Here is a 21411-nt window from a genome sequence, read left to right on the forward strand (position 1 = left end):
CCGCCCTCAAAGCCAGCGCGCTGCGCGCGAGAGCCACGAGACAGGCAACAGCCGGCATCGAGCCGGCCGCTGCCTGGCAGGCGCTGCGGGGGAAGTGCTTCGCACTTCACATAACGGGCTGTTATGCGCGATGCCGGCCCTCGCGCGCAGGGCGCGCGATTGCTCGGCATTCGCGCACAACCCCCGTTATGTCTGGCGCCCCGCAGCGCCTGCAACACCCAGCTTGTGCAGGCCGGGGTACCGGCCCGCAGGTCACGAAGCATGTGCGCCGCAAGCGGCGCAGGTCTTGAAGGTGGGCCCCCGCCCGGCCGCCCATCCGCCCCCCGAGGGGGCTCCCCCGCTGCCTCCACTGGCCTGGTCAGCGTAGCGCCGTGCTCGCCGCGTCAAGGCCAAGCCCTGCGGGCGCGCGCCAAGGCGCGCGGCCTTGACCCGGCTGCGCGCGGCGCTCCAGGGGGCGGGCCAGTGGCGTTCGCGGTGAACGCCAGGCGCACCCCAAGGAGAGAAACCCATGCCCCGCAAGAACAACCGCCTCACGCTCGAGCTGCCGCTGGAGTTCATCGTGCTGTGCCGGCAAGACAACGTGGCGCCCGAGCTGGTGCTGCGCGGCTTCATCGCCGACCTGTGCGAGATCATCAGCTGGTGCGACAACCCGCGCAGCGATGGCTACTCGAGCAATGGCAGCGATGAGCGACGCATGGCGCGCGAGTACTACGAACGGGTGGGCTACCCGTGGCTGTTCAAGCCGAACTGAGCAGTGCAGGCGGCTGCGCCGGCACGGCTGGTGCAGTGCGTGAGGCCGCCGCTGGCTTGCGATGCGGTGCAAGCCGAAGACTCGGCCTGCACCGCATGCGCGAGCGTGCTTCGTCCGTGGCGCGTCAAGGCCAAGCCCTTCGGGCGCTGCGCGGCCTTGACCCGATGCAGCACCGAGGGCCGCGACGAAAACACAGCGGCTAAGAGAAGAGCCCATGTAATACACGAAGGCCGGTCGGCCTATCCTGCGCGCCGCTCGCCGGCTTCTTCCTCTTAGCCGCCGCGCCGCAGGCGCTTGCTGTGCAGGCGCAAAACCGCACTTCGCGCGCGCGGGGCGCGCGCCAGGCGCTGGCGCGCAGGGCCTGCTGTGCGCCAAGCCGCGCCGTTGCTCGCGTTGCGGGGTGCTGTGAGTAGGAAGTGTGTCGGGCCAACTGCGTTTGGCAATGCGTTGGGTAGCAGCCTCGCAGAGGCCGCGAGCAGCCCGAGCTACTCGGCCGAAGAGATGGCCGGGGACTACCAGCGCGAGAGCAACCGGTTCGCCGCTGCGGCTGCTGCGAACGCTGCTTCTGATGGCATGGGCATCGACGGCAATGGCCTCAGTTTCGGCAGCAGCGCGGTGGCTCGGTGGGGCCGCCAAGTGAACGCCGGCATTGCTGCAGCGGCGTCGGCGGACGCTTCGATGAGCTGGATGGCTGGTGGGTCATCGAGCAACTCGGCGGACACCTTCTATCCGAGCGGTCAGGTGGTGGCCAGCGGCGTCGATGCAAAGGGTCTGGCCTGGTACCAATACGACACGGGCGCTGAGTCCCATGCCGTTGCCGACCCGGTCATTGAGGTTCGCGAACTGCCACCATCAGTGCAGGGTGGCGGGCTGCTGGCCGAAGGCCGGGCTTCGATGAATGCGTACTGGAGCCGCGTTGCTGACGACGGCGTGAGCGAAGGCAGCTTCCTCAAGTACCTGGCCGGCCAGACGATGCAAAAGGCTGGCAGCCTGTTCTACGACGTGGCAGACATGTCTGGCGCGGCCTACAACGACCCGCGGCAAGCCATGGCCGGCGGCGTGAAGTCGCTCATCAACTTTGGTCCCGATGCGTTCAACTTCGCGACCAACACGCTGAAGACCAGCTTGAACGGCTACAGCCTGTTGGCCGAGAAGTTTGGTGCGGGCGAAGGAACCTTCGCGGGGTTCAGGGAAAGCGACCCATACAACATCACGCCGCTGTTCGGCTACGACAATCAGGCTCAAGCTGGCGGCGCGCTGTTCACGCAGGTGGCGCTGGGTGCCGGCCTGGCAAAGTACGGCAACTACCGCGTTGAGCTGAACCTTGGCGAGCCGGGGGTGGTGTACTCCAACCCGATGCCACTGCGGCTCGTGCCGCCGGACTTGGCCGAGGGAGCGAGGTTCGGCAATGCGGTATCCAACGACTATCGAGGGACCTTCTTCGCTACTTACCCTGAGCTGCAAGGACAAGTTGTGGTGCACCATGCTGTCGAGCAGCAGGTGTTGAAGCGGTATCCAGGTGTTGTGAGCGAAGGTGAGATGAACTCGTTGGAGAATCTTCGTGGGATTCCGAAAGACGTGAACTCCCAGCTCCACCTCAGTGCGATTCGGCGCGAGTGGAACCAGTTCTATCGACAGAACCCAAGTGCAACCCAGGCGCAACTGCTTGAGAAGGCCACGCAGATTGACGCCAAGTACGGCACTCAGTTCAACCCTCCCGTAGGTGGCCGATGAAGTACTTTGTTGTTGAGCCTGAAGTCGCAGGCGGGCTAGGTGACGGAACTCAGATGGATACCTCGACCCATCCGCCGGTAGTCAGTCGCCTGCACTACCAGCTTGAGGGATGGCTTGGTGATGTTCTCCTTGAGAGCTTCCCCTGCTTCATCGTGACCCGGGGAGCCAAGGACAAGCTCCTTGACCTCGGTGCGACAGGCGCTCGCTTCGCAGACGTCCAAGTGACGAAGTCCGAAGCCTTCGATGAGCTTGAGCCTGGACGGCTCATTCCAGAGTTCGCATGGCTTCAACCGATTGGCGAAGCCGGACATGATGACTTCGGTGCAGCACCGGATGGAAGACTGGTCATGTCGGAGCGCGCCCTCGAAGCGCTGCAGGAACTGCAACTCTCGAATGCGCTGGTCGAACCACATGCGGACGAGCCGCGCTGAGTTGCTACAAGGGGCATGCATCCATGCCCCTTGCCCTCCTGGTACATCTACACCACCGATGCCGCGTCGGTGCGCCTGCTGACCGACGACGGCGCTCCCTCGCCTGAGCTGAGCGCCGAGCCGGCGCGAACTCTGGCCGAGCTGACCGCGGCCATCCATGCTGCGGCGTGCCGCCTGGGCGAGCACGAGCTGCGGCACCTCGAACTGGCCATCGCGCTGCAGCGCTGGCGCCGCTGACTCCGCTTGCTCCCTGCGGCGTGCAGCCGGGTCAAGGCTGGCCGTGAGGCCACCCGCCAGGGCTCGGCCTTGATGCGGCATCACGCCGACCGACGCTCGCCGTGTGCGGTGCCACTGGCCGTTGAAGGCCTGGCACCGCTGACGGCAGAGGGCGACTCGCTCCTTGCCGCTGGCGGGAAGGCGGGGGATGGGTGGAAGGAGCCGCCGCCGAAGGACGGCGGGCAGCAGCGGCAGGCGCCGATGCTGACGCGAAGGCGCACCCGCCCCCAGGCGGGTTGCCGCAGCGCTGCGGGGGCCGACCTCGTGCAGGCGCGGTCCAAGCGCCGGGTCCGCGCCCACGCGGACGCATGAGGTTGGGGTGCAGGGAACGAACAGCGACCGAAGCCCGCCGCTGACGAAGCGAAGCGCAGGAAGCCACCCTGGGGTGCGACGAGGCGTCCAGCCTCGAAGCGAGCGACGGCCACGGAGAACGCTGCTCGCATCGCGGGGTGGCTTCCTGCGCGGAACGCCGACGACAGGCGGTGTGGAGGGCAGGCAGCGGCGCCAATGACGGGAGACGGAGGGCGTCCAGCCCGCAGAGTGTGCGTGCGGCCCCAGCCGCCGAAGAGCACACGTTCGCCCGCCCGGAGACGGCTGGTGCTGGCAGCGTCCGCTGCGAGCATCTGCGGGCTCCAGACGCATCGGCAGATGCGTCATCGCTACACCTGGCATCGACCGATGCGAGGTGTAGACCCATGCGAGTGACCAACGACGTGCTGAGCGGGCTGCTGCGCCCGCCGGCGCCGCCCCCGAAGCAGCCGACATCGCGCGAGCGCGCGCTGGCGAACCGCCTGCGCGTGTTGCGCACGGTGGCCGAGCACGGCCACCTCAGATGCTCTGACCTGGCCACCTGCTGGCCTGGTGCGAAGTACGGCGAGCAGATGAGCCAAAGGTGCGTGCGCACCTTGGTCAAGGCTGGCGAGCTGATGCCGCGTCGCAACTGCCACGGCGGCCTGAGCTACGTGCTCACGCGCGTGGGCGCCGCCGCGCTCGAGGTGCGCGGCATCGCGGCGAGGCACGGGCTCGACCTGGCAAGCGTCAGCGGCCCGACGTTCACGCACAACGCGCTGACGGCGCGCTGGTGCCTGCACAAGCGGGCGCAGGGCTTCGAGACGTTCACCGAATACGCGCTGATGAACGGCCAGGCGCCCGTGACAGCGCAGCAGCTCCTCAAGCGCTACGGCAAGTTGCCCGATGCCGTGCTCGTGCGCGGCGAACGGCTGTGGCTCGTCGAAACCGAGTCCGCGCCGAAGAGCACGCAGGAGCTGATGCGCATCGCGGCCTTGGCCGAGCACACCGCCCGCAAGGTCCACCCCGAGCTGCCCTACGTGCTGGCCGGCGTGTTCATCGTCTTCGACGCCGAGCAGAACCACGGCGCGCGCATCGCCAAGGCGGCGGCAGAGCGGTGGTCCCGCTACAGCGCCGCCGACCGGGCGCTGCTGGCCTCGCGCGTCACGCTGGCCCGCGTGGACCTCGGTGTGCCGCTGGTCTGGCGCGGTTGCAGCGAGGCACCGCTGGTGCTGCGCGTTTAAAACCGCGGTGCCTATACCAGGCAGGACACCTCCGCAGCAACGCGAGGCCATCCGTGCAACCTGATTCGGTGGGTCTACAGAACCCACCCCGACGGCCCCGCGAGGGGCCGTCGGTCATTGGGGCGCCGAAAACGCAGCGGGCGTTTAAAGCGCGGCCCCTTCAAAAGGCTAACGAGGCCTTCCTAGACGCGGCTCCTTCACTGCACGGAGCCCCGTCATGCCGACGCTCTTGCCCACCGCCATTGCGGTGGCGCTCAACAACGCCCGCGCCCGCTACCTCGCCAACAAGGGCGACCCGGGCATCCCCTTCATCCCCGACACCCACCAAGGCGACCCGCGCCAGGCCGACGCCCTGCCGGCGGCGCCGGCGAGCCTGCTGCCGTGGCACGACTGGAAAGCCCAGCTCCTGGCGCAGGCCGGCGCGGTGCTGCCCTACCTGCGGCACAGCCACGCCCAACTGCAGGCGCTGGCGCAACGCCTGCCGCAGGAGCTCGAAGCACTGAGCGCGCATGAAGCCTGCGCCACCGAGGACGAGCGCCTGGTGGCCGCGGCCGAGCGCCGCTTCGGCGAGCCGGTGCCGGGCGACACGCCGGCCACGCAGGCGGCGCGTGTGCGCGATGCGAAGTACTGGCGCCGCTTCCTGACGCGGCGCGTGCGCCAGGCGCGCGAGCGGCTGCACCTGCAGCTCGGCCTGGTCGGCAAAGGTGGGCGCCAGTACTGCAGCGACGGTGCGCGCGAGCACCGGCAGATGCAGCTCAAGCAGCAGGCCGAGTGGCTCAAGACCACGGTGCTTCGCGGCGTCGTCGGCGGGCGCGTCATCGAGATGCCGCTGGAACAGGTGGCCAAAGGCCCGAAGCAGAAGCGCGAGTCCTTCAGTCCTCTCCTCCCGTTGGACCAGCTCTTGATCTGCGCGCTCTGCTGTCCGGGCCGACCTGCCGGGTGCCTTTCGTCCGGTCCATGGATCCCTGTTTCGTCGAGCCCATGGAATGGAAGACGAGGTCCGGAAGAGGCTCGCTGCGTTCTGCCGGTTCGCCGCCGGAAGATGCCCATCGGTCCGACGACCCGCCGGAACGCGAAGCGCCCTGGTCGAGCAGACCGCAGCTTCTGGTTTGCGCTCGACTACCATCCGCGCCTGAAACCGGCATCGACCCGGTCACCTGCCGGCGCTTGCAGGCCTGGCAGCTTCATCATCCAGCGAGGGAGTCAATCCAGTGGTCTCTTTTCAAAGGCGCATTGCGACGGCCGCAATGCTGTTCGGCCTCGCGTTCTGCGCCAGTGCGCATGCGGGCGGCCTGCAGGCGGTCGATTCGGTGCTGGCGCGCATCGGCAAGAGCGGCGCCAGCGAGGAGAAGGGGCTCAGCCCGGCCGCCATGCTGATGCGGGACATCGCTGCATTCCGCTCGAGGGTGCCGCAACTGGCTGCACCCGCAGCAGCCGCGCAGTGGCTGGAGTTGTGGGACCGGTCGCTGGCAATGGACGCGCAACGCGCGGCCCGCGAATATGACGCCTTCGACCTGGTCACGCAGTCGGCGGTCGGCGCGCGTTCGCTGCTCGCGGCCTTGCCCGCGCCTGAAGCCTGGCCCTTGCTGCGCAGCCAGGCCACCGCCCGGGCGAAGAAGAAGCCCGACGACGTGTCGGCAGTCGGCTTGCGGCTGCTCACCGAGCTGCTGGCCCGAGATGCCGCCGCCGCGCAGCAATCGCTGGCGACCTTCGAGCGCCTGGCCGGCTCGAGCGCATCGGGCGAACGCGAGTTGAAGTTGCTGGCGATCAACGACGCGCGCGCGCTCGTCTACAAGCTATACGGCACGCGTGAACAGATCGCCGAGGGGTTTGTGGCCACGGTTGACGTGCGTGCCAGGCAACCCTATGGCATGAGCGTTGCCGTGCCGGACCTCGTCGGGCTGCTGGGAACCGCCAGGGCCGAAGCCCTGCTCACGCAGGCGCTTCGCAAGCCGGTGTGGCTGCATGTGCCGGAGGGCGTGGCAACCAGGGCGCTGGCGCGCGAGCTTGCGCTTCGCCACATCGGCAGCTTGCGCAAGCCGCAATGGGGGCTGGTCGACGGCATCGGCACCACCGCCCTGTACGAAGCCATGCAGGCGCGCTTCGATCCGCATCCAGGTGCCGCCGCCAAGGCCGCGGCGGCAGATGAAGCGGAACCCCAGGCCGACTACGCGCGCAGGCAGGCCGACCTCTACTACTTCATCGACCTGGTGATTGCCGGGCGCCATGCCGAAGCAGAGCGTGCGATGGTGCGGGCCAGCGGTGGCGGAGACTGGCTGGGCGTTCCAAGGCAGGCGATGAGCGAGCTGGCGCAGAAGGGACACAACGCGGCGGTCCATGCCTTCCTCGCCGACCTGCTCGGCCGGCGGCCGCAGCTGCCGGCCTGGGACTTCTATCTCGAGCAGGCCAGCGCGCTCGGACGCTCCGACGAGTCGATCGCGCTGCTGGATGCAGTGCTCAGGAGAACCGACCTGACGCCCCACCTTCGCGCCAACCTCCTCGAGAAGCGGCTGGATGCACTGCTGGCCGCCGACCAGGTCGATGCCGCGGCCGAGGGCTTCCGCCTGCTGCTGGCCGCACCGCCCGCGCGCGACGATGCCCGCCTTGCCCAACGCACTACTGCAGCCCTCCGCCTGGCCGGCCTGGGGCGGGTGCTGAAGCAGCCGGGCTGGTCCCGCCTGGGGCTTGACTACGCGACCAAGGCGGTGGCCGTGCCGTCAGGGCCGCAGAGCCACTGGCGAACCGGCGCCGTGCGCAGCCTGTTGGCGGAGCTGCGACGCCAGGGCTCTGCCGATGCTGCCCAGGCGCTGGCACTGGCCGAGCTCGAGCGCGAGGGCGACGACCCCGGCTTCTCGGGTCTCGCGGCCATCGTGGCCGATCCCTCGAAACGCTCCGCGCTGGTGGAACTGGTCGGTCTGTACGACGCCGCGGGCCGTGTGGCCGACGTCCGGCGCATGCTCGACGAAGTGGGCATCTGGGGCGCGCGCGACCTGGGCGAACTGATCGCAGAAAAGGACTCGATGGGCACGCCAATCGGCCTGATGGCCGCGCGCGCGCTCAAGGCGGACGGCAACCTGCAGGCCACCATGGCCGCGGCACGCGCCGTGATCGAGCTGCTGCCCAACCACGATCCCGCCTACCAGCTGTTCGTCGACGGGGCAGGCGAAGCATCGATCGGCGAACTCGACCGCATGGCAGCGCGCGACCCGTTCGAGGAGCGGCCGCTGGTGTGGAAGGCGGTGGCGCTGGGCCGGGCACACCGGTACGAGGCTGCCGAAGAAAGCGCCCGTCGCGCCATTGCCATCGACCCGTCGGACGGCGAGCAAGGGGTCAACGACCGCATGCGAGCGTATGCGGTGCTCGCCGATGCCCTGGAAGGCAAGGGCGACCTGGGGGCGGCGCAGGGTTTCCGGCGTGCCGTTGCCGCGATCCGGTTGTCCGAGCAGGCCGACGAGCTGCACAAGCTGGGTCTCTACCAGCGCGCTTTCGCCGGCTACCGGGCGGCGCTGGGGGAGTTCTCCGACGCGTACTGCATCCAGTCGCGCCTTGCCGTCCAGCTCGGCAGGTCGGGGCGCCACGAAGAAGCGCTGAAGCACTACCGCCGTGCGTTCGAGCTGATGCCGGACAGCTTCGGCCGGGTCGAAAGCCACTGCTTCGGTTGCGAGAGTGTCTTCGCCGGCCCGAGTGCGCAGGCGGTGGCGGAAGAGGTCTTCACCGGCCTGCAGCAACGCAGCGCCGCCCAGCCGCAAGTCCTGTACATGCTGGGCTACCTGCGCAAGGAGCAGGGGCGCTACGAGGACGCGGCGGCGCTCTTCCGGCGGGCCATCGCACTCGACGCCCTGTATCTCAATGCGTGGCGCCAGTTGAACGACCTGGGCGACAAGACCTACATCGACCCCGGCGAGCGCGACATCGCGCGGCTCCGGCTGCTGGAGCTCGACCCGCGCCAGCACCATGTGCGGTACCAACTCGACGAGGTGGCCGACCTGCCGTCGCTGTGGCGTGCAGCAGGCCGTCTCGTCGACCAGCAAGCAGGGCAGGGCAAACCCGCCACCGTGTACCCCTTGCGCGGCAGCATCCAGGCGCGGCAGGAGGCGCTTGGCGAGCTGCCCCCCGAGATGCGCCTCCAGATGGAGCGATACGTCGAGGTACAGCAAACGATGACGGCGCAGCCGGGGGGCGGCGGGCGGGCGCTGCCCAGCCTCGCCCACCACAAGCTGCTGCTTGCCGCACTGCGGGTGATGGGTGCCGAGGCCGATGCCCGTGGATACGACTAGCGCAGGCCGATGAAATGCTTCACCGCGGATCCGCGGAGGACGCAGGGGTTCGCCACATGGCCGCCGGCAACCCTGCGCTCCTAGCGTTATTCCTGCTGGACGCCCGCGCCGCCGGCGCTCCATGATGGAGCCGCCGGCGGTCTGCTGCCCGCAGTCAGCCTGGTCGCCGCCCGTATCCCGGGTTTCCTTCGCTAGATCGTTGTGCGCACGGCCAGCCTACACACCAAGCTCATGCTGACGCTCGCGGTCGTGGTGCTCGCCACCGCCGCCGTGTCGGTCACCTTGCTCACCAACCAGGAGCGGGAGCGGCGCATGCGCGAGCTGGAGGCCCGAGCCGAGCGCATCGCCAGCCTGTTCAGCCGCTCGCTCGCCCCGACGCTGTGGACGGTGGACCTGGGCGCGGTGCAGGGGCAGCTCGAGGCTTTGGCGCCCAACCCCGAGGTGGTGCATTTCCGCGTCATGACCCCGGGGCAGGGCACGGTCGGCTCGGTGGTGCGGCAGCCGGCTGCCGACTTGTCGAAGGCGCTGGTGCTCAAGCGGCCGATCGTCTATACCCCCCGCGGCGGCGCGCCCCAGGAGCTGGGGCATGTGGAGGTTGCCTTCACACGCGCCGTCGCCGAGCAGGCGATACGCAATGCGCAGAACACGATCACCACGCTGATCGCCACGGTGATGGTGGTGCTGTACGCAGTGACCTTCGTGCTGCTGCGGCGCCTGGTGAGCCGGCGCCTCGTGCAGATGGAAGAGACCGTCGACCGCATCGCAGCGGGCGACTTCGCCGCGCGCTGCGCGGTGCACAGCCACGACGAACTGGGCAGGCTGGCGATGCGGGTGAACGCGATGGCCGACACGCTCGACCAGTCCACCCGCCAGCTGCGCCAGGGCGAGGCCAAGTACCGCGGCATCTTCGAGAACGCCGCCGAAGGCATCTTCCGTCTCGATCGTGACGGGCGGCTGCACGATGTCAACCCCGCGCTCGCCTGGCTGCTGGGCTACCCGTCGCCACAGGCGCTGATCGACGCGGCCAACGCCGCGCAGGCCTCGTCGCGCGACCCGGCGCCCTTCTTTTCGCATGAGCAGGTGCGGTCGCTGTTCGAGAGCCTGGACGAGCACGGCCAGATCGTGGGCTCCGCACACCAGCTCACGCGTGCCGACGGTGCACGGATCTGGGTGCTGCTCAACGCAAGGCCGCACGAACCCGACGTCCCCGGCGGCGGGCGGACTGAACTCGAGGGCCTGCTGACCGACATCACGGCGCGGGAGCACGCGGTGCAGGAGCTGCGCCGCCACCGCGACGAACTCGAGCATGCAGTGCGTGACCGCACTGCGCAGCTCGAAGACGCCAAGCGTCGCGCCGAGGAGGCCAACCGGGCCAAGAGCGACTTCCTGGCCAACATGAGCCACGAGATCCGCACGCCGATGAACGCCATCATCGGCATGGCCCACCTCGCGCTGCAGAGCGACCTCAACCCGCGGCAGCAGAACTACGTGCAGAAGATCGACGTGGCGGCCGAGTCGCTGCTGGGCATCGTCAACGACATCCTCGACTTCTCCAAGATCGAGGCCGGCAAGCTCGACATCGAGCATGTGGAATTCCACCTGGGCGACGTGCTCGACAACCTGGCCAGCGTGCTCGGCATGAAGGCCGAGGAAAAGGGGCTGGAGCTGCTGTACGTGGCGCCGCCCGACCTGCCGCTCGCGTTGGTGGGCGACCCGCTGCGCCTGAGCCAGGTGCTGATGAACCTGGGCAACAACGCGGTGAAGTTCACCGAACACGGCGAGGTGTTCCTGGTGCTCGAGATCGCGGCGCGCGGCGCGGGCTGGCTGGAGCTGCGGTTCGAGGTGCGCGACACCGGCATCGGCATCGATCCGGCACTGTGCGAAAGGCTGTTCCAGCCCTTCGAGCAGGGCGACGCCTCCACCAGCCGCCGCCACGGCGGTTCGGGGCTGGGCCTCGCGATCAGCCGGCAGCTGGTGCGGCTCATGGGCGGCGAGCTCGGCGTGCGCAGCGACCCCGGGCTCGGCAGCCGCTTCTTCTTTTCGTTGCGCTTCCCGCTGCAGGCATCAGCTGCACCGGCGGTGCCGCCGCGCCAGCAGGGGCTGGCCGGCTGCCGCGTCCTGGTGGTCGACGACAACGCCTCGGCGCGCGAGCTGCTCGCGCAGATGCTGCTGTCGATGGGCCTGCATGCCGACATGGCGTGCGACGGCGAGGAGGGCCTCAACCGCTTCCGCAAGGCGCTTGCCGCCGGTTCGCCGTACGACCTGGTCCTGGTGGACTGGCAGATGCCGCGCATGGACGGCATCGAGGTGGCGCGCAGCATCCAGCTGCTGGCCGGTTCGCAGCAGCAGCAACAGCCACAGCAACGGCAGCCACAGCGGCCTGCGCCCACGGTCATGATGCTCACCGCCTTCTCGCGCGACGAGGTGCAGCGACGCCTGGAGGAGCTGCATGTGCGCATCGCCGCGCTCCTGACCAAGCCCGTCACACCGTCCGCATTGTTCGATGCCTGCTGCCAGGCGCTGGGTGTGGCCGTGGTGGCCATCGCGCGCGCCGAGCGGCGAAAAGGAGCACGCATGGAGCACCAGTCGAAGCTGAAGGGCGCACGCGTCCTGCTGGTCGAGGACAACGAGATCAACCGCGAGGTGGCCCTGGAGCTGCTCACCGAGGAAGGCATCGTGGTCGAGGTGGCCGTCAACGGCCGCGAGGCGCTGGAGCGCCTGCAGCAGGCCCGGTTCGACGGTGTGCTGATGGACTGCCAGATGCCGGTGATGGACGGCTTCGCGGCCACCCGGGCGCTGCGCGAGCGGCCCGAACTGCGCGACCTGCCGGTGATCGCGATGACCGCCAATGCGATGGTGGGCGACCGCGAGAAGGCCCTGGCTGCCGGCATGAACGACCACATCGCCAAGCCGGTCAACGTCGACGACATGTTTGCCACGCTGGCGCGATGGATCGCCCCCCGGCGAGGCGGCGATGCGCCGGGGGCCGCGCGGGGCGCGGTGCCCGACCTCGCTTCGCTGCCCGGCGTGGATGCCCGCGCGGCGTTGGCGCGCATGCGGTCCAACGAGGGCATGCTCACCCGCACGCTGCTGCGCTTCCTCGAAGCCGAGCGCGACTTTGCCGCCCGCTTCTCCGACGTGTGGGCGCAAGGCGAGCGCGACGACGCCCGGCGTTTGGCGCACGACCTGCAGTCGCTGGCGGGCACCCTCGGCATGAACGAGCTGCGTGAAGAGGCCATCAAGCTCGAACATGCCTGCCTCAGGGACGAGGCGGCGGTGCCGCATTGCGTGCTGGCGGTGGAAGCGCGGATGCAGCCCATCCTCGCCGGGTTGGAGTCGTGGGCCGCCGGCCTGCCGCATGACGCGGCGGGCACGGCCCGATAGGAGGCTGTGATGCGTCGTCACCCAACCATCCCGAGCCGGCGCCGCTGGCTCAAGGCTTGCGCGGTCGCCTGCCTGGGCGCGGCGGCGGCGGTGGGAGCGGGGCCCCAGGCCGTGCTGCGCTTCTCGCGGCTGGAAAACGTGCCCGACCAGTACGTCGGCGGCGAGATCCTGGTCGAGGTCTACAAGCGGCTCGGCATCACCGTCCAGTTCGCCGACCTGCCCGCCAAGCGCTCGCTCATCGAGTCGAGCGAGGGGCGCGTCGACGGCGAGGTGCAGCGCATCCTCGCCGTGCAGGACCAATACCCCACGCTGGTGGCGGTGCACCCGACCATCAACTTCATCGAGCCGGCGGCCTTCGTGCGCAAGGGCATGAACCCGCGGCTCAACGGCTGGAAGTCGCTCGCGCCGCATTCGCTGGGCATCGTGCGCGGGGTCGGCTCGTCCGAGCGCGGCACGCAGGGCATGCCGGCGGTGGAGGCGGTGACCACGATGGAGCACCTGATGCAGTCGCTGGACGCGGGGCGCTTCGAGGTGGCGGTGAACGACCGCTTCAGCGGCCTGCTGGTGATCCGCCGGCTCGGCCTGGAGAGCAAGCTGCAGCCGGTGGAGCCGCCGCTGGAGCACATCCCGCTGTACCACTTCCTGCACGAGCGGCATCGCGACCTGGTTCCCAAGGTGGGTCAGGTGATCCGCGACATGCAGTCGCGCGGCGAGCTCGAGCGGCTGCGCCACCAGCTCATGGAGAAGATGCTGGCCGAGGCAAGGCGCTGAAGCCCCGGCCCTCCCGGGCCCAGGCCTACCTACACCTGCACCGGCGTGTAGCCGGCTTCCTTGATCGCATCGGCCAGCTCGTCGGCGTCTGTCGAGGCCGGTTCCACCTGCACCCGGTGCGCGGCCAGGTCCACCGCCACACGGGCGTTCGGGTCGGTGGCCTTGAGGGCCCGCGTGATGGTGCTCGCGCAATGGCCGCAGGTCATGTCGTTCACTTCGAAGGTGATCATCGCTTTCTCCGGTCGCAATGGTTTGTTGACGAGCATACTGTCGGCCTTGCCAATATGGGAAGGTCAAGCGGCTGCTTTCGAAAGACCCCTGTGGTGGGTTGAATAAACCAGCCGGGCCTTGACCTTGCCACGGTAGGAAGCCTGAAGCTGGCGCCCTCTCCACAGGATGTGCGGCCCCAGGCCTTCGAGGAATCCAGCATGAGCATCACCGTCGCGTCACCCGCCAGCGCTCCCCGCATCAGGTTGCAGGTCACCGGCATGACCTGCGCGTCCTGTGTCATGCGCGTGGAGAAGACGCTCAAGGCGGTGCCGGGCGTGCAGGCGGCGAGCGTCAACCTGGCCACCGAGGAAGCGTCGGTCACCACCGGGCCCGGCGTGAACCTCGGGCAGCTGGCCGAAGCGGTCCGCAAGGCCGGCTATGACGTGGCCACCGCCGAAACGAGGCTGCAGGTCGAGGGCATGACCTGCGCCTCGTGCGTCGCGCGCATCGAGAAGGCGCTGAAGCAGGTGCCGGGCGTGGCATCGGCCACGGTCAACCTCGCCACCGAAACCGCCACCATCCAGGCGCTGTCGACCGTGCCGGTGGCGGCGCTCAGGTCGGCCATCGAGAAGGCCGGCTATGCGGTGAAACGAGCCGCGGCGGCGCCCGCGCAGCCCGGCCGGCAGCTGCCGGACTGGTGGCCGGTGGCCGCCAGCACGGTGCTCACGCTGCCGCTGGTGCTGCCGATGCTGCTGCAGCTCCTGGGCATCGAATGGATGCTCGGCGGCGCCTGGCAGCTCGCGCTCGCCACGCCGGTGCAGTTCTGGCTGGGCTGGCGCTTCTACCGTGCCGGCTGGAAGGCGGTGCGGGCCCGCACCGGCAACATGGACCTGCTGGTGGCCCTGGGCACTTCGGCCGCCTACGGGCTCTCGGTGTACCTGCTGTACCAACATGCCGAACACGGCATGCCGCACCTGTATTTCGAGGCGTCCGCTGCGGTCATCACGCTGGTGCTGCTGGGCAAGTGGCTCGAAGGCCGCGCCAAGCGCCAGACCGCCGACGCGATCCGCGCGCTCAACGCCCTGCGGCCCACCACGGCCCGCGTGCGGCGCAGCGACGGCACCGAAGCGGACGTGCCCATCGAGCAGGTGGTGGTGGGCGACCTGGTGGTGGTGCGCCCGGGCGACCGGGTGCCGGTCGACGGCTCGGTGGTCGAAGGCCGCAGCCACATCGACGAGTCCCTCATCACCGGCGAGAGCCTGCCGGTGGCCAAGGGGGCCGGCGACAAGGTGACCGGCGGCTCCATCAACGCCGAGGGCGCGCTGCTGGTGGCCACGCGGGCCATCGGGGCCGAGACGACGCTGGCCCGCATCATCCGCATGGTCGAGTCGGCACAGGCCGCCAAGGCGCCCATCCAGCGCATCGTCGACCGGGTGAGCGCGGTGTTCGTGCCGGTGGTGCTGGGCGTTGCGCTGCTCACCCTGCTGGGCTGGGTGGCGGTCACCGGCAACTGGGAGCAGGGGCTCGTCAATGCGGTGGCGGTGCTGGTCATCGCCTGTCCGTGTGCGCTCGGGCTGGCCACGCCCACGGCCATCATGGTGGGGACCGGCGTGGCCGCCCGGCACGGCATCCTCATCAAGGACGCCGAGGCGCTCGAGGTGGCCCATTCGGTCGGTGTGGTGGCGTTCGACAAGACCGGCACGCTGACCGACGGCAAGCCGTCGCTCGTGGCGGTGGAGGCCGCACCGGGGTTCGACCGTGCCCAGGTGTTGCGCCTGGCCGCCGCGCTGCAGAAGAACAGCAGCCACCCGCTCGCGCTGGCGGTGTGCGGCGCGGCGCAGGCCGAGGTCCTGCCGGTGCCGCAGGCGCGGGGCTCCAAGGCGTTGCCGGGCCGTGGCGTGGAAGGCGTGGTGGACGGGCACACCGTGTCGCTGGGCAGCATGCGGCTGCTGCAGGAGCAGGGTGTCGAAGCCGGCGCGCTGCTGGCCGAGGCCGAGCGCCTGGAGCAGCAGGGCAAGACCGTCTCCTGGCTGATGCGCCAGGCCGCCGGGCAAGTCGAACTGCTGGGCCTGCTGGCCTTTGGCGACACCCTCAAGGCGACCGCACGCGAGGCGGTGGGCCGCCTGCACGAGCTGGGCATCCGGACGGTGATGCTGACCGGCGACAACCAGGGCGCTGCCCGGGCAGTGGCCGGTGAGCTCGGCATCGACGAGGTGCATGCCCAGGTGCTGCCCGGCGACAAGGCGGCGGTGGTGCAGCGGTTGCGCGAGTCGGGCGCGGTGGTCGCGTTCATCGGCGATGGCCTGAACGACGGGCCGGCGCTGGCGGCCGCTTCGGTGGGCTTCGCCATGGCCAGCGGTGCCGACGTGGCCACCGAGACCGCCGGCGTCACGCTGATGCGCGGCGACCTGCGGCTGGTGGCCGATTCGCTGGACGTGTCCCGGCGCACCTATTCCAAGATCAAGCAGGGCCTGTTCTGGGCGTTCGCCTACAACGTGCTCGGCATCCCGCTGGCCGCGCTCGGCCTGCTGAACCCGGTCATCGCCGGGGCGGCCATGGCCTTCAGCAGCGTGAGCGTCGTCACCAATGCGCTGACGCTGCGGCGCTGGCGCGGCGCAGCCCACACCCCTCGTTGAGTTGATGCAGGACACACCACATCCACACCCACACCCATGAACAACTTCATGAACATCGGCGAAGCCGCCAAGGCCTCCGGCGTGTCGGCCAAGATGATCCGCCACTATGAAAGCGTCGGCCTGTTCCCCGAAGCCGCGCGCACCGACGCCGGCTACCGCCAGTACACCGACAAGGAGATCGGCACGCTGCGCTTCATCCGGCAGTCGCGCGACCTCGGCTTCTCGATCGAGCAGATCCGCGAGCTGCTGGGGCTGTGGCAGAACCGCAAGCGCCCGAGCCGGCAGGTCAAGGCGCTGGCGCAGGCCCACATCGAGGAACTCGATGCCAAGCTGAAGGAGCTGCAGTCGATGAAGGCGACGCTGGAGCACCTGGTGCATTGCTGCCACGGCGACGACAGGCCGGACTGCCCCATCATCGAGACGCTGGAATCAGAGGTGCCGGTGCCGGTGGCCCATGCCGCGCGCGACGGCCATGCCCATGGGCATGCGGGGCTGCGGCCGGGACGGGCGGCCCGGCGCTAGCTAGCGGCCGAGGTCCAGCCGCAAGTCGGCGGGCGCCTGCGACTTGTTGGTCCACATCCAGCAGTAGTCCTGCGAGGCGGCGGCGTCCAGCGTGCCGGAAGCCCGGGCGACGCCGTCCTGCTTGGCGGGGTAGCGGACCTTTTCGCCTTCGTGGAAATGGATGTTGAAGTTCAACGGCCCGCTCGCGTCGAAACGCCACTGCACCTTCGTGCCGGCCGGCAGCCTGCCGCACACCTCCACGAACTTGCCCGCAGGCACCTCGGCCTGGTGTGCAAAATGCCCGCTCGCGTTCCATTCGATCGGAACCAGGGCCGGGTTGGCTGCCACCCAGGTGCACGAAGCACAGGCTGCCAGCGATGCGATGAGGCGGTGGAGATTCATGCCGGGTACTGTAGGGGCGGTGCTCGGCGACGTCACCCGGCGCTTCCCGCTTGACCTTGCCACTGTGGCAACCCGTACGCTGCGGGTGTTTCCAAACGCTTCGCTTGGTCCGGCCTTCGGCTGCTGCTAACCTCGCCCGCTGTGAAAGTCCTGCGCATCTGGTTGCTCGTCCTGCTTGCGGTGCTGCTCCCCGTCCGGGGGGGCATGGCCGCGGCGATGGCGTGCGTGCCTGCCGCAGCGGCTGCGGCGCCGAGCGAGGTGGAGGTGACGGACCATCACGAGCACCACGACCACGCCGCGGCCCAGCATGATCACGGGGCCGGCGACCCTGAGGTGACTGCCGCGGCCGGCCATGGCCACGGTGAATGCAACCTCTGCTCCGCGTTCTGCTCGGTGACCCCACTGCCGAGCGCGGCACCCACCGTCGCCGCGCCGCTCGACCTGGCGGCTGCCGCCTTCCCCAGCGTCGGCGCACCTGCGCCGAACTTCCTGTCGAGCGGCCCCGAGCGGCCTCCACGAAGCATCTGACCCATTGAGGCCTCCGCGCGAGGCCTGGCGAAGCTCGTGCGCGTGCATGCCTGCATGCCGCCGCGGGCAGGGGGCCGACCCGAGGTCGGCATCACAGATGTCTTCCCACCATGAAAAACTTTCCATTGCGGTTGGCGCCTGCCGTTTCGGCGGCCGTGCTGCTTGCCGGCTGCGCCTCGTTCTCCGCCGACGGCGGGCTCGGCAGGGTGTCCGAACTCACCCGTGAGCGCACCGGCCAGGGCGTGGCGGCGCCGCGTTCGACACAGGAGGCCGACACCGTGCGCGGCCGTGTCGCCGAGCTGCTTCAAGGCCCGCTGTCGCCCGACAGCGCGGTCGAACTTGCGCTGCTCAACAACCGCGGCCTGCAGGCCGGCCTGGCGCAGCTGGGCGTCGCCGAGGCCGACCTCGTGCAGGCCGGCCGGCTGCGCAACCCGACCTTCAGCTTCGGCCGCCTGGCGGTGGGCGGCTTGGTCGAGATCGAGCGGGCGGTGATGTTCGACATCCTGGGCCTGCTCACCATGCCGGCGGCGCGCCGCGTCGAGCAGCAGCGGTTCGAGCAGGCGCAGTACCAGGCCGCCTACGACGCGGTAGGCCTGGCGGCCGACACCCGGCGGGCCTACTTCGGCGCGGTGGCCGCGCAGCAGCTGGTGACCTACTACCAGCAGGTCAAGGAGGCGGCCGACGCCTCCAGCGAGCTGGCCCGGCGCATGCAGCAGGCCGGCAACTTCAGCAAGCTGGCGCAGATGCGCGAGCAGGCCTTCCATGCCGATGCGGTGGCCGACCTGGCCCGTGCGCGGCAGCAGGCGGTGGCCGAGCGCGAGCGGCTCACCCGCCTGCTGGGGCTGCAGGGCGAGCAGGCGGCGGCGTTCAAGCTGCCCGAACGCCTGCCGGATCTGCCGCAGCAGCCGCTCGCGCCCGAGGACGCCGAGCAGACGGCGATCGACAAGCGCCTGGACGTGCAGATGGCGCGCCGGGCCACCGAGGCCACCGCACGCTCGCTCGGGCTCACCAAGGCGACCCGCTTCGTCAACGCCTTCGAGGTGGGCTACCAGAACAAGAGCGAGACCGACAGCCCGCGCGCCAACGGCTACGAACTGGAGCTCGAACTGCCCTTGTTCGACTTCGGCTCGGCGCGCAACGCCAGGGCGGAGGCCACCTACATGCAGGCGCTGCACCGCACCGCCGAGGTGGCGGTCAACGCCCGCTCCGAGGTGCGCGAGTCCCATGCGGCCTATCGCACAGCCTACGACCTCGCGAAGCACCACCGCGACGAGGTGGTGCCGCTGCGCCAGCGCATTTCCGAGGAGAACCTGCTTCGCTACAACGGCATGCTGATCAGCGTGTTCGAGCTGCTCGCCGACTCCCGCGAGCAGGTGCGCGCGGTCGGCCAGTACGTGCAGGCGCTGCGCGACTTCTGGGTGGCAGACACCGATCTGCGGACCGCGCTGACCGGCCGCTCCCCCGGTGCCGCTGCCGCCATCTCGAACCTGCCTGCGGCTTCCGAACAGCAAGCCGCCGGCCACTGAGAACCCCACACCATGTCGAACCGCAGAGATTTCTTCCGGACCGCCGGCGCCGTGGCGCTGGGCGCCACCGCCGTCAGCCGCGCAGGTGCCGCCTCGCTGCCCGAGGCGGTGATCCAGACCTCGCCCACCATGCAGCCGCCGCTGGTGCCGCAGACCGGCCGCCCCTACAACCCGGTGGCCACCCTCAACGGCTGGTCGCTGCCCTGGCGCATGAACAACGGCGTCAAGGAGTTCCACCTCGTGGCCGAACCGGTGGTGCGCGAACTGGCGCCGGGCATGAAGGCCAACCTGTGGGGCTACAACGGCTCCAGCCCGGGGCCCACCATCGAAGCCGTCGAAGGCGACCGCGTGCGCATCTTCGTGACGAACAAGCTGCCGGAGCACACCACGGTGCACTGGCACGGCGTCCTGCTGCCCTCGGGCATGGACGGCGTGGGCGGCCTGACGCAGCCGCACATCCCGCCGGGCAAGACCTTCGTCTACGAGTTCACGCTGCTGCGCTCGGGCACCCACATGTACCACCCTCATGCGGACGAGATGACGCAGATGGCGATGGGCATGATGGGCCTGTTCATCATCCACCCGAAGGACCCGCGCCAGATGCGGGTCGACCGCGACTTCGTGTTCCTGCTCGCGTCCTACGACATCGAGCCCGGGGCCGCGACGCCCAAGACGGCGGAGATGACCGACTTCAACCTGTGGACCTGGAACAGCCGGGTGTTCCCCGGCATCGATCCGCTGGTGTGTCGCACCGGCGACCGGGTGCGGGTGCGGGTGGGCAACCTCACCATGACCAACCACCCGATCCACATGCACGGTCCGCACTTCTACGTGACCGGCACCGACGGCGGCTGGGTGCCGCCTTCGGCCCGATGGCCCGAGGTCACGACCGACGTGGCGGTGGGGCAGATGCGCGCCTTCGAGTTCGAGGCCATCGCCGGCGACTGGGCCATCCACTGCCACAAGTCGCACCACACCATGAACGCGATGGGCCACGACGTGCCCAACATGATCGGCGTGGACCATCGCGGCATTGCCGAGCGCATCACCCGGCTGGTGCCGGACTACATGGTGATGGGCGACAAGGGCATGGCCGACATGGGCGCCATGGAGATGCCGTTGCCCGACAACACGCTGCCGATGATGACCGGCACCGGTCCGTTCGGTGCGCTCGAGATGGGCGGCATGTTCAGCGTGGTGAAGGTGCGCGACGACGTGAAGGCCGGCGACTACAAGGACCCGGGTTGGTACAAGCATCCGCAAGGCACCGTGGCCTACGAATACCAGGGCGAGGTGCAGCAGCCCCAGCGCGCACCCGCAACGAAGCCCGCACCGGGGTCGGACGGCAAGACCCTCGACGTTCGCAAGCCCACCGGCGGCCATGGTGGCCCCGGCGGGCATTGATCACAGGAGAAAACTCATGACATTCAGCAAAACCACCGTCTTCGCCGTCGCCTGCCTCGCATTGGCCGGCGCGGCATACGCGCACGGCGACGAAAGCCATGCCAAGGCACGCAAGTTCGACGCGAGCAAGGTGGAGGACACCGCGTTCGGCCGCGAAGGCAACCCGGCGAAGGCCAGCCGCACCATCCGTGTCGACATGGCCGACACGATGCGGTTCTCGCCGGCCGAGATCACCGTCAAGCGGGGCGAGACGGTGAAGCTCGTCGCCACCAACAAGGGCCAGGTGCTGCACGAAATGGTGCTGGGCACCACCGAGGAGCTGAAGAAGCATGCCGAGATGATGAAGAAGTTCCCCGGCATGGAACACGACGAGCCGCACATGACGCATGTGAAGCCCGGCAAGAGCGGCGAGATCGTCTGGCAGTTCACCCAGCCGGGCGAGTTCCAGTTCGCCTGCCTGCTGCCCGGCCATTACGAGGCCGGCATGGTCGGCAAGGTCACCGTCAAGTGAGCGGCGGCATCAGCCTCCCCCACAACCCCACGAGCAAGGAGCACAGCATGAAAGTCCTTCTTTGCATCGCCGTTGCGGCGTTCGCCATCGCGGCCGGCGCGCAGACGCCGACACCCGGCGGCACCGACCATGCCACCCACCATGCGCAGGCAGCGCCCACCAGCGAAGGCGAGGTCCGCAAGGTCGACCCGGCCCAGGGCAAGCTGACCTTGAAGCACGGCCCGATCGCCAACCTCGAGATGCCCGGCATGACCATGGTCTTCAAGGTGGCCGACCCGAAGCTGCTGCAGGGCCTGAAGGAAGGCGACAAGGTGAAGTTCTCGGCCGAGCGGCAGGGTGGCGCCATCACGGTGACGGCCATCGAGCGAGCACAGTAGCGTCGGGTCTGGCCGTGCGCGTGACGCCCTGCACGCCCTAGGTGTGAAGAGTCAAGAGGTTCTTTCGCGATCTCTTGATTCGGGACATGGGAGGCAAGCAGCCGATGCCGTGGTGAGGACGGTGCCAGTTGTAGAAGTGATTCCAAGCTGGCAGGGCGGC

General features: G+C 69.4%; 18 protein-coding genes and 1 pseudogene. 16 read left to right on the forward strand and 3 right to left on the reverse strand.

Going from position 1 to position 21411, the window contains the following annotated elements:
- Positions 1-508: 508 nt before the first annotated feature.
- From E8D38_RS25900 to E8D38_RS25940, 9 genes are all read left to right on the forward strand, one after another.
- Positions 509-751: a hypothetical protein gene (locus E8D38_RS25900; protein ID WP_140637177.1), complete on the forward strand. Its 243-nt coding sequence runs from the start codon at positions 509-511 to the stop codon at positions 749-751.
- Positions 752-1252: 501 nt separating this feature from the next.
- Positions 1253-2485, forward strand: coding sequence for a hypothetical protein (locus E8D38_RS25905; protein WP_140637178.1), 1233 nt, complete (start codon positions 1253-1255; stop codon positions 2483-2485).
- The gene (locus E8D38_RS25910) at positions 2482-2916 is read left to right on the forward strand and encodes a hypothetical protein (protein ID WP_140637179.1); all 435 of its coding nucleotides are present in this window, start codon (positions 2482-2484) and stop codon (positions 2914-2916) included. The genes E8D38_RS25905 and E8D38_RS25910 overlap by 4 nt, the downstream gene beginning before the upstream one ends.
- A gap of 30 nt (positions 2917-2946) precedes the next feature.
- Entirely contained in the window at positions 2947-3153 is a 207-nt protein-coding gene (locus tag E8D38_RS25915; RefSeq protein ID WP_140637180.1) for a hypothetical protein, read from the forward strand.
- Between the two features lie 734 nt (positions 3154-3887).
- Positions 3888-4724, forward strand: coding sequence for a hypothetical protein (locus tag E8D38_RS25920; protein ID WP_140637181.1), 837 nt, complete (start codon positions 3888-3890; stop codon positions 4722-4724).
- Positions 4725-4941: 217 nt separating this feature from the next.
- Complete coding sequence (locus E8D38_RS29185) at positions 4942-6228, forward strand: replication endonuclease (protein ID WP_140637182.1); 1287 nt, start codon at positions 4942-4944, stop codon at positions 6226-6228.
- Positions 6229-8482: 2254 nt separating this feature from the next.
- Positions 8483-9001: a hypothetical protein gene (locus tag E8D38_RS29190; protein ID WP_246099695.1), complete on the forward strand. Its 519-nt coding sequence runs from the start codon at positions 8483-8485 to the stop codon at positions 8999-9001.
- A 231-nt stretch (positions 9002-9232) separates the two neighbouring features.
- Positions 9233-12385 (forward strand): hybrid sensor histidine kinase/response regulator, encoded by a 3153-nt coding sequence (locus E8D38_RS25935; RefSeq protein WP_140637184.1) that lies wholly within the window; start codon positions 9233-9235, stop codon positions 12383-12385.
- Positions 12386-12394: 9 nt separating this feature from the next.
- Positions 12395-13156 carry a substrate-binding periplasmic protein gene (locus E8D38_RS25940; protein ID WP_140637185.1) on the forward strand — a complete coding sequence of 254 codons (762 nt, stop codon included), beginning with the start codon at positions 12395-12397 and terminating at the stop codon, positions 13154-13156.
- A gap of 29 nt (positions 13157-13185) precedes the next feature.
- On the opposite strand, the gene E8D38_RS25945 is transcribed toward E8D38_RS25940, so the two are convergent.
- Entirely contained in the window at positions 13186-13386 is a 201-nt protein-coding gene (locus E8D38_RS25945; RefSeq protein ID WP_140637186.1) for a heavy-metal-associated domain-containing protein, read from the reverse strand.
- Between the two features lie 198 nt (positions 13387-13584).
- Here E8D38_RS25945 and E8D38_RS25950 point away from each other — a divergent pair, with 198 nt between their 5' ends.
- Together E8D38_RS25950 and cueR are read left to right on the forward strand one after the other, a co-directional pair.
- Positions 13585-16002, forward strand: a complete 2418-nt coding sequence (locus tag E8D38_RS25950; RefSeq protein WP_140637187.1) for a heavy metal translocating P-type ATPase — start codon at positions 13585-13587, stop codon at positions 16000-16002.
- A 48-nt stretch (positions 16003-16050) separates the two neighbouring features.
- On the forward strand, positions 16051-16524 hold the full coding sequence (gene cueR / locus E8D38_RS25955) for a Cu(I)-responsive transcriptional regulator (RefSeq protein WP_181179459.1): 474 nt from the start codon (positions 16051-16053) through the stop codon (positions 16522-16524).
- Here the strand turns inward: cueR and E8D38_RS25960 are convergent, their stop codons facing one another.
- The gene (locus E8D38_RS25960; protein WP_140637189.1) at positions 16525-16905 is read right to left on the reverse strand and encodes a hypothetical protein; all 381 of its coding nucleotides are present in this window, start codon (positions 16903-16905) and stop codon (positions 16525-16527) included. It abuts the gene before it with no gap.
- A gap of 141 nt (positions 16906-17046) precedes the next feature.
- Here E8D38_RS25960 and E8D38_RS25965 point away from each other — a divergent pair, with 141 nt between their 5' ends.
- The 5 genes from E8D38_RS25965 to E8D38_RS25985 all read left to right on the forward strand — a co-directional run bounded on the left by E8D38_RS25965 (position 17047) and on the right by E8D38_RS25985 (position 21251).
- Positions 17047-17433: a DUF2946 family protein gene (locus E8D38_RS25965; RefSeq protein ID WP_140637190.1), complete on the forward strand. Its 387-nt coding sequence runs from the start codon at positions 17047-17049 to the stop codon at positions 17431-17433.
- 110 nt (positions 17434-17543) lie between these two features.
- A complete protein-coding gene (locus E8D38_RS25970; protein WP_140637191.1) occupies positions 17544-18959 on the forward strand; it encodes a TolC family protein in 1416 nt (471 codons plus the stop codon).
- A gap of 12 nt (positions 18960-18971) precedes the next feature.
- Positions 18972-20363 carry a multicopper oxidase family protein gene (locus tag E8D38_RS25975; protein ID WP_140637192.1) on the forward strand — a complete coding sequence of 464 codons (1392 nt, stop codon included), beginning with the start codon at positions 18972-18974 and terminating at the stop codon, positions 20361-20363.
- 16 nt (positions 20364-20379) lie between these two features.
- Complete coding sequence (locus E8D38_RS25980) at positions 20380-20874, forward strand: cupredoxin domain-containing protein (protein ID WP_140637193.1); 495 nt, start codon at positions 20380-20382, stop codon at positions 20872-20874.
- Between the two features lie 47 nt (positions 20875-20921).
- A complete protein-coding gene (locus E8D38_RS25985) occupies positions 20922-21251 on the forward strand; it encodes a copper-binding protein (RefSeq protein ID WP_140637194.1) in 330 nt (109 codons plus the stop codon).
- A gap of 37 nt (positions 21252-21288) precedes the next feature.
- On the opposite strand, the pseudogene E8D38_RS29195 reads toward E8D38_RS25985, so the two are convergent.
- Positions 21289-21411, reverse strand: a pseudogene (locus E8D38_RS29195) (IS481 family transposase); the annotation flags it as partial.

The organism is Methylibium rhizosphaerae, from assembly GCF_006386545.1.
Taxonomy (GTDB): domain Bacteria; phylum Pseudomonadota; class Gammaproteobacteria; order Burkholderiales; family Burkholderiaceae_C; genus Pseudorivibacter; species Pseudorivibacter rhizosphaerae.